At 53.1% G+C, this 12,873-nt stretch carries 14 protein-coding genes; 10 read left to right on the plus strand and 4 right to left on the minus strand.

Annotation, left to right across the window (positions count from 1 at the left end):
- Positions 1 to 57 precede the first annotated feature (57 nt).
- Complete coding sequence (locus K1558_RS19235) at positions 58 to 702, minus strand: methyltransferase domain-containing protein (RefSeq protein ID WP_338019717.1); 645 nt, start codon at positions 700 to 702, stop codon at positions 58 to 60.
- Between the two features lie 186 nt (positions 703 to 888).
- On the opposite strand from K1558_RS19235, the gene K1558_RS19240 reads away from it, so the two are divergent.
- Both K1558_RS19240 and K1558_RS19245 read left to right on the plus strand, forming a co-directional pair.
- On the plus strand, positions 889 to 1,803 hold the full coding sequence (locus tag K1558_RS19240) for a hypothetical protein (RefSeq protein WP_238653271.1): 915 nt from the start codon (positions 889 to 891) through the stop codon (positions 1,801 to 1,803).
- Positions 1,804 to 1,939: 136 nt separating this feature from the next.
- Positions 1,940 to 4,216 carry a copper amine oxidase N-terminal domain-containing protein gene (locus K1558_RS19245; protein WP_238653272.1) on the plus strand — a complete coding sequence of 759 codons (2,277 nt, stop codon included), beginning with the start codon at positions 1,940 to 1,942 and terminating at the stop codon, positions 4,214 to 4,216.
- Between the two features lie 63 nt (positions 4,217 to 4,279).
- On the opposite strand, the gene K1558_RS19250 is transcribed toward K1558_RS19245, so the two are convergent.
- The gene (locus K1558_RS19250) at positions 4,280 to 4,741 is read right to left on the minus strand and encodes a hypothetical protein (protein ID WP_238653273.1); all 462 of its coding nucleotides are present in this window, start codon (positions 4,739 to 4,741) and stop codon (positions 4,280 to 4,282) included.
- Between the two features lie 167 nt (positions 4,742 to 4,908).
- Between K1558_RS19250 and K1558_RS19255 the strand changes: the two genes are divergently transcribed.
- Positions 4,909 to 5,286 carry a DUF423 domain-containing protein gene (locus K1558_RS19255; RefSeq protein WP_238653274.1) on the plus strand — a complete coding sequence of 126 codons (378 nt, stop codon included), beginning with the start codon at positions 4,909 to 4,911 and terminating at the stop codon, positions 5,284 to 5,286.
- Positions 5,287 to 5,345: 59 nt separating this feature from the next.
- Here K1558_RS19255 and K1558_RS19260 read toward each other — a convergent pair whose 3' ends face one another.
- Positions 5,346 to 5,873 (minus strand): hypothetical protein, encoded by a 528-nt coding sequence (locus K1558_RS19260; protein WP_238653275.1) that lies wholly within the window; start codon positions 5,871 to 5,873, stop codon positions 5,346 to 5,348.
- Positions 5,874 to 6,089: 216 nt separating this feature from the next.
- On the opposite strand from K1558_RS19260, the gene K1558_RS19265 reads away from it, so the two are divergent.
- Together K1558_RS19265 and K1558_RS19270 are read left to right on the plus strand one after the other, a co-directional pair.
- A complete protein-coding gene (locus K1558_RS19265) occupies positions 6,090 to 6,392 on the plus strand; it encodes a YunC family protein (RefSeq protein ID WP_238653276.1) in 303 nt (100 codons plus the stop codon).
- Positions 6,393 to 6,668: 276 nt separating this feature from the next.
- On the plus strand, positions 6,669 to 7,130 hold the full coding sequence (locus K1558_RS19270) for a Dps family protein (protein ID WP_238653277.1): 462 nt from the start codon (positions 6,669 to 6,671) through the stop codon (positions 7,128 to 7,130).
- A 95-nt stretch (positions 7,131 to 7,225) separates the two neighbouring features.
- Here K1558_RS19270 and K1558_RS19275 read toward each other — a convergent pair whose 3' ends face one another.
- Positions 7,226 to 7,726, minus strand: a complete 501-nt coding sequence (locus K1558_RS19275) for a MarR family transcriptional regulator (RefSeq protein ID WP_238653278.1) — start codon at positions 7,724 to 7,726, stop codon at positions 7,226 to 7,228.
- A 182-nt stretch (positions 7,727 to 7,908) separates the two neighbouring features.
- Here K1558_RS19275 and K1558_RS19280 point away from each other — a divergent pair, with 182 nt between their 5' ends.
- The 5 genes from K1558_RS19280 to sufU all read left to right on the plus strand — a co-directional run bounded on the left by K1558_RS19280 (position 7,909) and on the right by sufU (position 12,855).
- Positions 7,909 to 8,955, plus strand: coding sequence for a nitroreductase family protein (locus K1558_RS19280; protein WP_238653279.1), 1,047 nt, complete (start codon positions 7,909 to 7,911; stop codon positions 8,953 to 8,955).
- 148 nt (positions 8,956 to 9,103) lie between these two features.
- A complete protein-coding gene (gene sufC, locus K1558_RS19285; protein ID WP_238653280.1) occupies positions 9,104 to 9,886 on the plus strand; it encodes a Fe-S cluster assembly ATPase SufC in 783 nt (260 codons plus the stop codon).
- 26 nt (positions 9,887 to 9,912) lie between these two features.
- On the plus strand, positions 9,913 to 11,214 hold the full coding sequence (sufD, locus tag K1558_RS19290) for a Fe-S cluster assembly protein SufD (protein WP_238653281.1): 1,302 nt from the start codon (positions 9,913 to 9,915) through the stop codon (positions 11,212 to 11,214).
- Complete coding sequence (locus K1558_RS19295) at positions 11,211 to 12,437, plus strand: cysteine desulfurase (protein ID WP_238653282.1); 1,227 nt, start codon at positions 11,211 to 11,213, stop codon at positions 12,435 to 12,437. Before sufD ends, K1558_RS19295 begins: the two co-directional genes overlap by 4 nt.
- Positions 12,424 to 12,855, plus strand: a complete 432-nt coding sequence (gene sufU, locus K1558_RS19300; RefSeq protein WP_238653283.1) for a Fe-S cluster assembly sulfur transfer protein SufU — start codon at positions 12,424 to 12,426, stop codon at positions 12,853 to 12,855. The genes K1558_RS19295 and sufU overlap by 14 nt, the downstream gene beginning before the upstream one ends.
- Positions 12,856 to 12,873 lie beyond the last annotated feature (18 nt).

The raw sequence follows: 12,873 nt of genomic DNA on the forward strand, positions 1-12,873 counted from the left end.
TCTGTGGTATTAGCCTATGTGTGATGTAGGGGAAATTTGTCTGTCCATTTCCAAAATTTACAACACATTTAGTTTGCGTTGTGCCTGCAGCCGGCGTTCAAGCAGCGCCTGCGGCTCTGGATGGACCTGTCTGCTCATGAATTCCAGCTCCTCCGGGGTAACCGCCTGCTTCACAACCGCGAAATGATACATAATCTCGTGAACCACATTGGATTGCAGCGCCTTCAGCACCTCAAGCTCTTCTGTCTCATAGAGAGAGTCGTCAAAAGGATACTGATAGAACAGTTCCATCCGCAGCAGTCTGAAATCAAACGGCGGTACGGGCGCGGGGTAATCCGGAACCTCCGGGCAGAGCGGACCCGCCGGCGGCTGAAAGAAAGAGCCGGTGAAGTAGCGGGGAGTATACTCGTCGAACTTCTGCTTGAACATCGGATTGGAGGCATGAGGGAAGCTGTGGGCATAGGGTGAAAGCATACAGACCACCGCTTTGTGTGTACAGATCCGGTAAATCTCTGCCATTGCGGCATACAAGTCACTGACATAGGGCATCACCCGGCTGGCCATGATGAATTCCGCAGTCTGATCCGGCAGGGGAATTCCCTCGCAAATGTCGCAGACGATATCTACTCCGGGGTAAGGCTTGCGGTCGATTCCCAGATAACCTGACTCTTTGCGGGTGCCGCAGCCGATATCGATTCTCAGGGGAAATCACTCCTTTTGGCGTGCAGAATAAGGCTCTTTCCCTATTGTATTAATCCGGTGCAGCTCTGCTTACGGCTGATGCCCAGCTAGGTACGGCAAGTTTATGGAGCCGGGCTTGCGGGGTAATCCTTACTAAGGCCGGCGCCAGCCGCCAGCCTAACCGCAACCCATAGAGGAGGTAACATCATGAGAACACAACGTTCGCTGCCTGCTATGACCGCAATTACTGCACTGCTGCTCACCTTAACGGCTTGCGGAGGAAATGGCCTGCCGCAAGCCTACGGAGAACCGTCACCCGCAGCTTCCGGCGCTCCTGTTGAGACAACAGCTGCGCCTTCGGCAAGTCCGGTTCCCCAGCCTGGTCCTTCTGCAGCCTCAGAGGCGCAGAGCATTCAGGGTTCTGGCATTTATGTCGGACAGATGGATAACCATTCCGTTGAGATTGAGACGGAAGAAGGGCCGACCGCCTTTGAGCTGGGAGCAGGAACGGAGAATGCACCCGATTCTCTGGAGATGGATGATCCTGTAGTCTTTGTATATACCGAACAAACTGTAGGAGACGATCCGGACGTGACTCAGCGGATTCTGTCCCGTCTGGTTAAGGCAGACGGCGGGGAGGCTCCGCACGGGGCCGGAGTGCGCCCGGATACCCGGACCTTTAAGCTGAAGCTGGAGGGGATGGAGGAAGAGAGGACAGCCGCACTGGCTTCCGGTGAAGGATACTCCCTGTATGTATTTGATATCTTCGGCTTCGATGCGGCGAATGGGCGGTTGTCCATGAAGGCTGATCCGGACTATTATGCCGAAATTACCAGACTTCCTGCTGAATTCAATCTCGATCAGCTGGAACAGAAAGGGAGAGCAGAGCTTGCCCCTGTCGGCAGGGTTACTGCACTTAGTGAAGAAGAACGGGACCGGAGGATGTCAGATGTCCGTCTGTATCTTACCGCAACCCGTTCCGGGCTTACCCGCCAGGTTGCCGTGAAGGAAGTGGATGGACAAGGCTATCTGATCCGGCTGAACATCCCGCAGCGCGAGGCTTCAGAAGGGTTCGGCCCACATGTGTATGCTTCGCTGGATTCTCTGGCTAACTCCTATTAACACTCTTTTCACAGCTTTCATTTCATAATTCAAAGGTTTTAATTCTGTAACCAGTCTACGGAGAAACTTTTTTTGGCCTTCATGCGTCAAATGGATAGTGAAATGAGAATGTGTTCCTATCCGGGAGGGTGAGCTTGTGAGAAAAGTATGGATTTCGATTGTAGCAGGATTATTAATGTTCCCCATGTTGTTTCAGGCTCCTGCCCAAGCAGCGGCCAAACCCATCAGAATTATTATTGATGGAGTGACACTGGCCACCGACCAGCCGCCGGTCATGGTGAACGGGCGGACGATGGTGCCTCTGCGGGCCATCTTCGAGGCCTTCAATGCCGACATCAAGTGGAATCAGAAGACACAGACGGTAACTGCTTCCCAAGGCGATACCACAATTGTACTCAAGATTGGCTCCAAGCTCGCAACGATGAATAACAAGGCAGTAACCCTCGACGTGCCGGGCCTGAATCTGAAGGGGCGGACGATGGTGCCGACCCGGTTCGTCAGTGAAGCGCTCGGCCGGCAGGTAGGCTGGAACCCTTCTGCCCAGATTGTAACTATAACGACACCGGCTCCGGTGTTCGGCAATGCGGCGCCGGTCACAGGAGTAACCGCCCAGGATGTCGGCGATTACGGGGACGGACGGGACCTGCAGGTCAGCTTCAACCGGGTAGCCGACGAGTCGCTTGTGGATCACTACCGTGTCCTGATACTCAAGGCGGGCACGCCGCTGAATCTGTCATCAGCACTTGAGGTAGGCTCCTACAATTACTCCGTCGTTCTGGCAACAGGAGCGAATCCTGTAATGAAGCTGAATGCAGCGACACGCACCGTGGACGGTGACCTGATTAAGAATAATCAGGCATATACCGCTTATGTTATTACGGTGGGTAAGGGGAACAACACCAGCGCGCTGTCCGGCCCGTCGGCTCCGGTTACGCTGGTTAACAGGACCGTACCGGCCTTCGGAACAGTGCAGGCCAATGACACGAATGATTACGGGGACGGCCGGGATCTCCTCGTCAGCTTCAACAAGCTGGCAGATGAGTCGAAGGTCAGCTTCTACCGGATCTTCGTGGTCAAGGCTGCGAATGCTTCCGCCTTCGACCGGGACAGAGCGAATGCGGTGTCCAGTGCCAATTACACGCAGATCAACAAGTCCGGCAATAATCTGAGCTTGAACCTCTCCTCCGGTGCACGGGATACGGACGGGGCGCTGATCCGCACAGGAATCAGCTATCGGGTGTTCGCGCTGGCGGTAGACAGCAGCAATGCGGCCAATAATGTATTGTCCGCGCCTTCCGCGGCGCTTACCCTGACTACAGCCGGGATTTCGAATCTGAGTGTAGCCGATGTGAATGACTATAATGACGGCCGGGATCTGAAGGTCTCGTTCACACATCCGTCTGACGAGAGCAACATCAGCCAGTACCGGATCATGGTTGTCCCTGTATCCAGCTACAGCAGCTTCAGTCTGAATGACGCCAATAATGTGCCTAATGGCTACTTCACGGCTGTAAGCACGTCCGGCTCATCCTCCGAGCAGGTGCTGAGCGCTTCCAGCAGGGATGTGCGGGGGAACTTCATCAAGAACGGAACGGGTTACCGGGTATACGTATTATCGGTCGCCAAAGGCAATAATCCGGGGGCTAATGTGTTGTCGGCTGCTTCCCCGGCCATTACACTGCTCAATACCTCAGGCCTGAGTGCTGTTACAGGCTTGAATGTAAGTGATGTGAATGATTATGGCGATGGACGGGATCTAAGGGTATCATTCACCCATGCCAGTGACGAAACCTACATCAGCCAGTACCGGATTCTTGTAGTACCGGTGAAGGATTACAGCAGCTTCAGCTTGAATGATGCGAACAATGCGGCTCACTATACCTCAATAGGCGTAGCCGGAAACAGCACCAGTCAGGTGCTGGAGGCTTCGGCCAGAGATGTGCGCGGCGCAGTGATTAAGCCGGGAATCAGCTACCGGGTGTATGTGCTGTCTGTGCGTAACGGGAACTACCCGGGACCGAACGCCTTGTCCGAGGGCTCGGCAGCGATCAGCCTGTCGGAGAAGCTTCCGGTTATTTCGGTAACGAATGTGACCTATGGCACGGATAACGGCAGAGTTGTCGTCCACTTCACCAAGTCTGCCCGGGAGACGAATCTTACGGAATACCGGGTATTCGTGGTTCCTGCCAGACAGAGCTTCGGTGCAGCAGAGGCGCTGGATGTGAAGTCCTCCAACTACAGAGCCGCTGCTCCTAACGGAAACAACCAGACTGTATGGGCTGCAGACCGGGATGTTAACGGCAACGCTATTGTCAAAGGAACCAAGTACAAATTATATGTACTCTCCGTAGCCAATGCTTCAGGTGTGCAGAATGGCGGACTGTCCGATTCCAGTGAAGAATTTCAATTATAAATAACACTAAAAAACAGCCTCTCTCTTTGAAGGGATAGGCTGTTTGTAGTGTTGTGGCAGCGATCAGGCTGCCCCGGCATTCACCAGGACCACGGACAGCAGCAGCATGAAGAGGAGCAGGAAGATAGCATTGATCAGGGTTCCGAGGATGGCGAAGACCTTGCGGCGCTGCCGGAAGGTTAAGCCGACGATGCCGGTCACAGCGCCTATAACATTGAGCGCTACCAGAATCAGCACAGTCACGCCCAGATACATGATCAACTCTGCTGATTCAGGGATCAGCTTATTATTCTCACCCAAGATCGATGCCGCCTTCGCGCCTGTATATACGAAGGCTGCCGCATAGCCGGCCAGTGTGACCATAGCGATGACGAAGGAAGCGATGCCGGGACCGGAATGCTTGTAGTCGCGCGGATTCTCTTCATATTTATACTCCGGCTCCGGGGACATGCCTTGAGCGGGATTTCCCCACCTGTCTACTGCTTGGCTGTCTGCATCCGGTTTGGGGGGATATTGATAGTCCATGGGCTGCACTCCTTGAAATAGAATGGGATACTACTACTTTTTCACAAGCAGGCTTCAAAAGCAAGCTCTCCGCGTAAAATGTCCCTGTGTCCCCTGAAACTGGCGGCAGGCGGCGCAGATACGTTAGAATAGGAAAAGCTGAAGACAAGAAGGAGCTGTGAAGCCACATGCAACAAAGATTGGTAGGCTGGGGGGCTGTGCTGGCGATGCTGTCCGTTGGAATCGGGGCATTCGGCTCGCATATCCTGAAAGGTGTAATCAGTGAGGATTATCTGAAGGTGTACGAGACGGGGGTTCAGTACCATATGGCCCATGCCCTGGCTCTGGTTCTGATTGGCCTGGCCGCAGGCCAGTGGGGAGACAGTGCCCGTCTGCGCTGGGCGGGAAGACTGATCGGTGCCGGAATCCTGCTGTTCTCGGGAAGCCTGTACGTTCTCAGCACCTCAGGCATCAAAATCCTTGGAGCCATCACCCCGCTTGGAGGCGTATGCTTTATTGCGGGCTGGATCTGCTTGGCCGTGGAAGCCTTCGCGCGCAAGCGGTGAAGAATGTCTGGATATGAAGAAGCACCCGTCCGGGAGACCGGAGCGGGTGCTTCTTCATATCACAGGAATTCGTCAATTTCATTAAGCTTGAAGGTGTATACCTGCTTCTCATCCACGTGGTATACGCTTAGCGAGTTCGCGTTTTCATCAAAGTTCAGAATCCGGCAAGGCATAGAGACCTGCTTCCCGTGCCGGTTCGCTCTCAGCCGCACCAACTGGTTATTCTGGATATACTGCCTGATCTTACCGAATACATCAGCCGGAGTCTCTACCGGGGCAGGCGCTGCAGGCGTCTTCTTGGCGGCAGGCTTCTCGGCCGGCTTGTCCGCCGGCTTCCTGGGCACATTCACCGCAAGCGGAGCCGGTGCAGGAGAGTCGCTGTTCAGGGCCAGCTTGGCGGATTTCAGCAGATGGTCAATAGTTCTGCCCAGCTCCAGGCCGGAGTTGATGTTGAAATCCTTGATGTTGCCGCTGCTGTTCAACATTTCCAGCAAATATTGCAGTGCAAGCGGATTAGTTCGGGCATTAATCAGGATGTCGACATTAAATAAATAGTTGCCGTCGGTGTGTTGTAATTTCTTATCCATTAATCCCCCAGCTTTATCGTTTGGCACGATTTCTCAATTATATTTAAAGTATATAAACTATACCATTAAACATATGAAAATTATAGACCCCTGCACAGAGAAAATAAGGACTTCCGGCCCTCTAATTTATCCCTGATCTAGGACCATCGTCCACACGCGGCCCGCAGCCGGAGCATACCCTAAAATCGTGAATGCGAAAAGAGGGAGGCGCTGCAAATGGTTACATTAGAGCCAGTACAGGTGGGCGGCCATATCCTGGTCGGTGTTGAGGTGAAGCTGCCCAAAACGACGCTGCTCAGCATCAGCACTGACAAAGGGTATATCATGTGCGGGGCACTGGATATCGGACTGCTGAATGAGAGGCTGGCTGACCGTCAGATTATTGCGGCAAGGGCTGTCGGGGTGCGAACGATCGCACAACTGCTGGCCGCGCCGATGGAGTCCGTTACTATAGAGGCGGAGAAGCTGGGGATTGTGCCGGGAATGAGCGGGACCGAGGCCTTGCAGCTCATGCTGTAAGTGAAAGACAGATGAATGCCGGCCGGGGAGCCGACCAGCTCCTTGAAGCCGGCAGATTCTGTGCTGGAAAAATACATAAGCAGCATAAGGAACACAATCTTGGCTCATCCTACAGAGGAGAGATGTGAAGCTGTGGTGCACGGCAGGCTGAAGAGGCTTGTACCTGGCACGCTTGTTTCGCTCTGCAGGCGAAAGGGTAAATGGAGAATAGACAATTGCAAGGCCGGATATGAATCACAAGCCGGCCAAATTCACGGATAAGGAAGGGATCATCTAATGGCTAAAGCGTCAAATAAAGTGAACACTTCTTCAATCGAACAAGTACTTAACCGTCAGGTAGCGAACCTGAACGTCCTCTATGTGAAAGTGCACAATTACCACTGGTATGTGAAGGGCGAGCAGTTCTTTGCCCTCCATGTGAAGTTCGAAGAATTGTACGATGATATTACGCTCAAAATGGACGAGGTGGCAGAGCGCCTGCTGAGCATCAAGGGCAGCCCGGCAGCGACCATGAAAGAGTATCTGGAGATTGCCACCATTCAGGAAGCTTCCGGCAAAGAGGACGCCCGCGGCATGGTGCAGGCGCTCATCGAAGACTTCGCTACCGTAGCGGAGGAGCTGACGGAAGGCATCGAGCTGGCTGAAGAGAACAGCGATCAGCCGACCGCCGACCTGTTCATCAAGATCCGCACTGATCTTGAGAAGAATCAATGGATGCTGCGCGCGTTCCTGGGCTGATTGCCGGGCAGACATCCAGAACGAAGCAAATGAAGCATAGCCTCCCCGCCGGGGAGGCTTTATTTATTTTGAAAGTACCTGAGTCAACACCTGCGCTACAGCCCCACTTTGCGGGGGGATGTGGGACTATAATCAATCATCGTTTGAACAAATTTCAGGGAAGCCTGCAGCTCCGGCTCTGTGAAAGAGTTCATGCTCTCGAGAAATTTCTGTTCAAATTGCTCATGCATCCTGGCGTGGAGGTCAAAGAGCTTTCTGCCTTTAGGGGTAAGGCTGAAGTAGAATTCTTTTTTGTTGTCGTTCATCCGGTTTCGCTTGATGCAGTCATCCTGAAGCAGCTTGGTGCTGATTTTGGTAATGCTCGCCTTGGACAGCTTCATTTTGTCCGCGATTGCCGTACTGTTAATCGGCTCGTTATTACCGATACAATCGAGGACATGAATGCTGGTCAGACTGGTTGATGAGAACGTAATCCCGTGCTCCTGCAGGAGTTCTGCAATAGCACTCTCCTCTGCAGCAAAAAGCTCTTCGGATAAATGGGATAAATGGATGAAACGGTCATACAGCAGACGCTTCAGACCTTCGGCTGGATACATGGGACGGAGCCACTCCTTTTTTAATTGATATTAAGTCTATTCTAAACAATTATTGTTCAATAGTAAACTAATATGTATTACGATTAAATATTGATATAATGGATTGACATTCCTCATCATTAAAAATATAGTTTACTGGTAAATTATTTTATATACCAAGCTATATTCGGGGAGGAATGTGAGTGAAGAATCTGTCCGGAACCATAAGAGAACGGCGGACGATCAGGAGGTACAGCGATGCGCCGGTTGAGCAGAAGGTTATTGTATCTTTACTGAATGAAGCAGCCGCTTTGTACGAGGCTGAGGGAACACCTCACTGGCGCTGTCTGTATGCCGGCGACCCCGAATCCCGGGAGGAACTGGCTGAATGTATGATCGCGAAGATGAAGGGAAGCACTCTCGCGAGGCTCCTTCCTGCCAAAATGACCGATCTTATGAAAAAGCAAATCATAAATACACCGGCCCACCTGATCTTCATTGCTGAATCCGGTGAAACGGAGCGCCAGCAGGATATCAATTATGCCGCAGTATGCAGCATCATGCAGAGTGTCCAGCTTTTGGGCTGGGAGCAGGGGCTCGGTATGTTGTGGTACACTGATCCAATGATGCTGGGCGAACCCTTTTATCAGAAAATCGGTTTGCGGGAAAAAGAAAGGTTTGCCGGAATTCTGGAAATCGGCTACTTCGACAGAACACCGAGGGCGCGGAAAAGAACGCCGGCTGAGCGGAGCTGGACTATCCTTGGCGAAGAGAGCCGCTTACTTACAGATCCCGCTCTGCCTGCTCCACACAGCGTCCTGAAGCTGCTGAACGATGCAGTCTGGGCACCGAATGACGGCCTGCGGGAGCCGTGGCGGTTCATCTATGTAACCGGCGGCGAGGCTGCCCGTCAACTCAGGTCCGCAGGGAAGCACGCTCTGCTGCCGCTCCTTCTGGTTGTAGCCACAGAAGAAGCCGATCCTCATAAGCAGCAGGAGGATTATGCTGCAGTCTGCTGTCTCGTCCAGAATTTTCAGCTTCTGGCCAAATCTGAACCGTGGAAGGTACGCCGCCACATTCCGGAATGGGTGTATGAGCGGGACCAGTGTAAGGCACTTGGACTTCGTCCGCTGGAGAGGATCGTTGCGGTGCTGGAACTGGGCGGGGACAAAAACGATCCTGAATCAGGTTCTTTGCCTCCGGAAGTAAGAATAGAGCTGAATTCATTTGTAAAAACGGGACCTTTGTAATAAAATTAGTGAGAATCATTGATAATCATCTTGAATGAATTTATAATAATTACAATGTGATAGAAAATCTAATTGCTTGTAGCCAGGTTATCCTGTGACAATACAACTTTCTGATTTCGCAAATCGATCAATGGAGGGAATAATAATTATGGCAGCAGAATTTGTCATTGAGGGACTGAAAGCGACGATTGAAGGAAAAGAAATTCTGAAGGGGATCAATCTTCAAATGAAGGGCGGCGAGATTCATGCCATCATGGGACCGAACGGTACTGGTAAAAGTACGCTGGCTTCTGCCCTGATGGGTCACCCGAAGTATGAGGTCACAGAGGGCACGGCCCTGCTCGAAGGCGAAGACCTGCTGGAGATGGCCGTGGACGAACGCGCCCGTGCCGGACTGTTCCTGGCAATGCAGTACCCGAGTGAAATCAGCGGCGTAACCAACTCTGACTTCATGCGCAGCGCGATTAACTCCCGCCGTGAAGAAGGCAGCGAGATTTCCCTGATCCGCTTCATCCGGCTGATGGAAGCCAAGATGAAGGAACTGGATATGAACCCGGAATTCCTGCACCGCTATCTGAACGAAGGCTTCTCCGGCGGTGAGAAGAAGCGTAACGAGATTCTCCAGATGATGATGCTGGACCCTAAGATTGTCATTCTCGATGAAATTGACTCCGGTCTGGATATCGATGCACTCAAAATTGTGGCCGATGGTGTGAACTCCATGCGCAGTCCGGAACGCGGATTCCTGGTTATTACCCACTATCAGCGGTTGCTTAACTATATCAAGCCTGATTATGTCCATGTCATGATGCAGGGACGGATTGTGAAGTCCGGCGGTCCTGAGCTGGCACAGCGTCTGGAAGCAGACGGCTATGAATGGATCAAGGAAGAACTCGGAATTGAAGACGAGACGGTAGGACAAGAAGCTTAAGAAGCGCTGGAAGGAGGAAACCACATATGACGACGCAAACGATTCTGCCCGTGGATGCCCAGAAGCTTAGCGATCTATCGCAGCAGGGCGGCGAGCCGGGCTGGCTGAAGGACAGCCGCCTGCACGCCCTTAAGCTTGCTGCGGATCTGCCTCTGCCGAAGGTAGAGAAGACACGGATTGACCGCTGGAACATTAACAATTACGGTGAATACAAGACAAGCGGAGCATTCACCTCCCTCGGCGAAGCGCCTGCTTCGATTGCCGGGCTCATCAAGGACCAGGAGGAAGGCAGCCTGATTATTCAGCGCAATTCAGGGGCTGTATATACCCGGCTTGCTCCTGGACTCGCGGAGCAGGGAGTGATTTTCACCGATCTGCAGACTGCCGTCCGTGAACATGGAGATCTGGTGCAGCGTTATCTGCATAAGGCGGTTCTGCCTGAAGAGCATTCCATCGCCGCCCTTCATGCGGCGCTGTGGAACGGCGGGGTCTTCCTCTACGTACCGAAGAACGTGGTTATCGAGACTCCGGTACAGGCCGTATTGCTTACAGATGATGCTGAGGCTGCATTTGTGCCGCATATCCTGATTGTTGCCGATGCCAACAGCTCGGTAACCTACGTTGACAACTACGTATCCGACAAGACTGAGGCCGGCCTCCATAATGGAGCCGTTGAGGTATTTGTGGGTGCAGGGGCTGCCGTGCGTTATGCCACCGTGCACCAGCTTGGGGAAGATACAACGGATATTACCTACCGCCGGGCTGTAGTCGAGAATGACGGCAGCATTGAATGGATCATCGGCGAGATGAACTATGGCGATACAGCCAGCGACACCAAGTCTGTGCTGAAGGGCAACGGTTCAAGCTCGGATGCCAAGGTTATCGCCGTAGGCTCCGGTGCTCAGAAGCTGAGTTATACGACCCAAGCCCAGCATTTCGGACGCAACACTCCTAGTGACATGATTACCCGCGCTGTGATGCGGGATTCAGCCACTTCGATCATCAACGGGATTACCAAGATCGAGAAGGGAGCCACCAGAGCAGACGGGCAGCAGACCGAGAAGGTCCTGATGCTGAGCCCCAAAGCCCGTGGAGACGCCAATCCGATCCTGCTGATTGATGAGGATGATGTAACTGCAGGCCATGCCGCTTCCGTAGGACAGGTCAATTATGAACAGGTCTATTACCTGATGTCCCGGGGATTGACACGGCATGAAGCAGAGACACTGATCATATACGGCTTCCTTGCGCCTGTTGTGTCGCAAATTCCACTGGAGGGACTGCGTAATCAGCTCCAATCTCTTGTGGAAAGGAAGTTAGGCCAATGATCAGCAGCCTGATCCGGGAGCAGTTTCCCATCTTGAACCAGAAGATTAACAGCCATCCGCTGGTCTATCTGGACAGTGCAGCGACTTCGCAGAAGCCGCGCCAGGTTATCGAAGCGGTCAAGTCATATTATGAATGGGATAATGCCAACGTGCACCGCGGGGTTCATACCCTGGGGAGCCGGGCAACCGATGCATACGAAGGCGCCCGCGAGAAGCTGAAGAACTTCATCAATGCCCGCAGTACCAAGGAGATTATTTTCACGCGCGGTACTACAACCGCGCTTAATATTGTAGCTTCCTCCTATGGCCCTTCCGTCCTGCAGGAGGGGGATGAGATTGTGATTACCCAGATGGAGCATCACAGCAACTTCATTCCCTGGCAGCAGCTAGCCAAGAGAACCGGGGCCACCCTGAAGTTCCTGCCGCTGCAGAAGGATGGCACAATCACACTTGCGGATGCTGAGCAGACGATTACGGATCAGACTAAGATCGTAGCTATAGCTTATGTATCCAATGTGATGGGCGTTACCCATCCTATTAAGGAGCTTGCCGCTATTGCCCACCGCCACGGCGCAGTAATCGTTGTGGACGGGGCACAGAGCACACCGCATTTGAAGGTGGATGTGCAGGATCTGGATTGTGATTTCTACACCTTATCCGGTCATAAGATGCTTGCCCCAACCGGAATTGGCGCTCTATACGGCAAGAAGGCGCTGCTGGAAGCCATGGAGCCGGTTGAATTCGGCGGCGAGATGATCGATGATGTCGGGCTGTATGAATCCACGTGGAAGGAGCTGCCCTGGAAGTTCGAAGGCGGGACACCGATTATCGCCGGTGCCGTCGGCTTAGGGGCAGCGATCGATTTCCTGCAGGAGGTGGGGATGGATGAGATCCACCGCCACGAGATGCGGCTTGCTGCCTATGCGGAGCAGGCACTGTCGGAGATCAGCGACCTGACGATCTACGGTCCGCGCAACCGTCAGGTAGGCGTAGTCACCTTCAATCTCGGTGATGTCCATCCGCATGACGTAGCGACTGTACTGGATGCGGAAGGCGTAGCTGTCCGGGCCGGACATCACTGCTGCCAGCCGCTTATGCGCTGGCTTGAGGTCAGTTCCACCGCACGGGCCAGCTTCTATCTGTACAATACAGAGCAGGATGTAGATGCGCTGGTTCAAGCCTTACTTAAGGCAAAGGAGTATTTCAGCTATGAACTTGGATGACTTATATAGACGCGTAATTATGGATCATTACAAAAATCCCCGGAACCGCGGCTCTTTTGAAGATGACGCCCTGAAGATTGAACTGAACAACCCGACCTGCGGCGACCGCATAACGCTTCAGCTTAAGGTTGAGGAGGGTGTTGTCAAAGACGCCCGCTTCAGCGGGGAAGGCTGTTCGATCAGTATGTCATCAGCCTCGATGATGACTGAAGCCGTCAAAGGCCAGACCGTAGCTCATGCGCTGGAGCTGGCCGACAGCTTCTCCTCACTAATGAAGGGGGAAGAGGCGGACTTCGGAGATTACGAGGACATCGAGGCCCTGTCCGGTGTGAATAAATTCCCTGCGCGGATCAAATGTGCCACCTTGGCCTGGAACGCGCTTCGCAAAGGCATAGATACGGAAGAGGCTCATCAATAACATTACACACAAGGAGGC

Origin of the sequence: Paenibacillus piscarius (assembly GCF_022234545.1) — a bacterium.
Classification (GTDB): Bacteria; Bacillota; Bacilli; order Paenibacillales; family Paenibacillaceae; genus Paenibacillus_AQ; species Paenibacillus_AQ piscarius.

Excerpts from the sequence above, each read along its gene's own strand:
- K1558_RS19240 (WP_238653271.1), top strand. The coding sequence starts at position 889 with ATGAGAACACAACGTTCGCTGCCTGCTATGACCGCAATTACTGCACTG.
- K1558_RS19250 (WP_238653273.1), bottom strand. The coding sequence starts at position 4,741 with ATGGACTATCAATATCCCCCCAAACCGGATGCAGACAGCCAAGCAGTA.
- K1558_RS19255 (WP_238653274.1), top strand. The coding sequence starts at position 4,909 with ATGCAACAAAGATTGGTAGGCTGGGGGGCTGTGCTGGCGATGCTGTCC.
- K1558_RS19260 (WP_238653275.1), bottom strand. The coding sequence starts at position 5,873 with ATGGATAAGAAATTACAACACACCGACGGCAACTATTTATTTAATGTC.
- K1558_RS19265 (WP_238653276.1), top strand. The coding sequence starts at position 6,090 with ATGGTTACATTAGAGCCAGTACAGGTGGGCGGCCATATCCTGGTCGGT.
- K1558_RS19270 (WP_238653277.1), top strand. The coding sequence starts at position 6,669 with ATGGCTAAAGCGTCAAATAAAGTGAACACTTCTTCAATCGAACAAGTA.
- K1558_RS19275 (WP_238653278.1), bottom strand. The coding sequence starts at position 7,726 with ATGTATCCAGCCGAAGGTCTGAAGCGTCTGCTGTATGACCGTTTCATC.
- sufC (WP_238653280.1), top strand. The coding sequence starts at position 9,104 with ATGGCAGCAGAATTTGTCATTGAGGGACTGAAAGCGACGATTGAAGGA.
- sufD (WP_238653281.1), top strand. The coding sequence starts at position 9,913 with ATGACGACGCAAACGATTCTGCCCGTGGATGCCCAGAAGCTTAGCGAT.
- K1558_RS19295 (WP_238653282.1), top strand. The coding sequence starts at position 11,211 with ATGATCAGCAGCCTGATCCGGGAGCAGTTTCCCATCTTGAACCAGAAG.
- sufU (WP_238653283.1), top strand. The coding sequence starts at position 12,424 with ATGAACTTGGATGACTTATATAGACGCGTAATTATGGATCATTACAAA.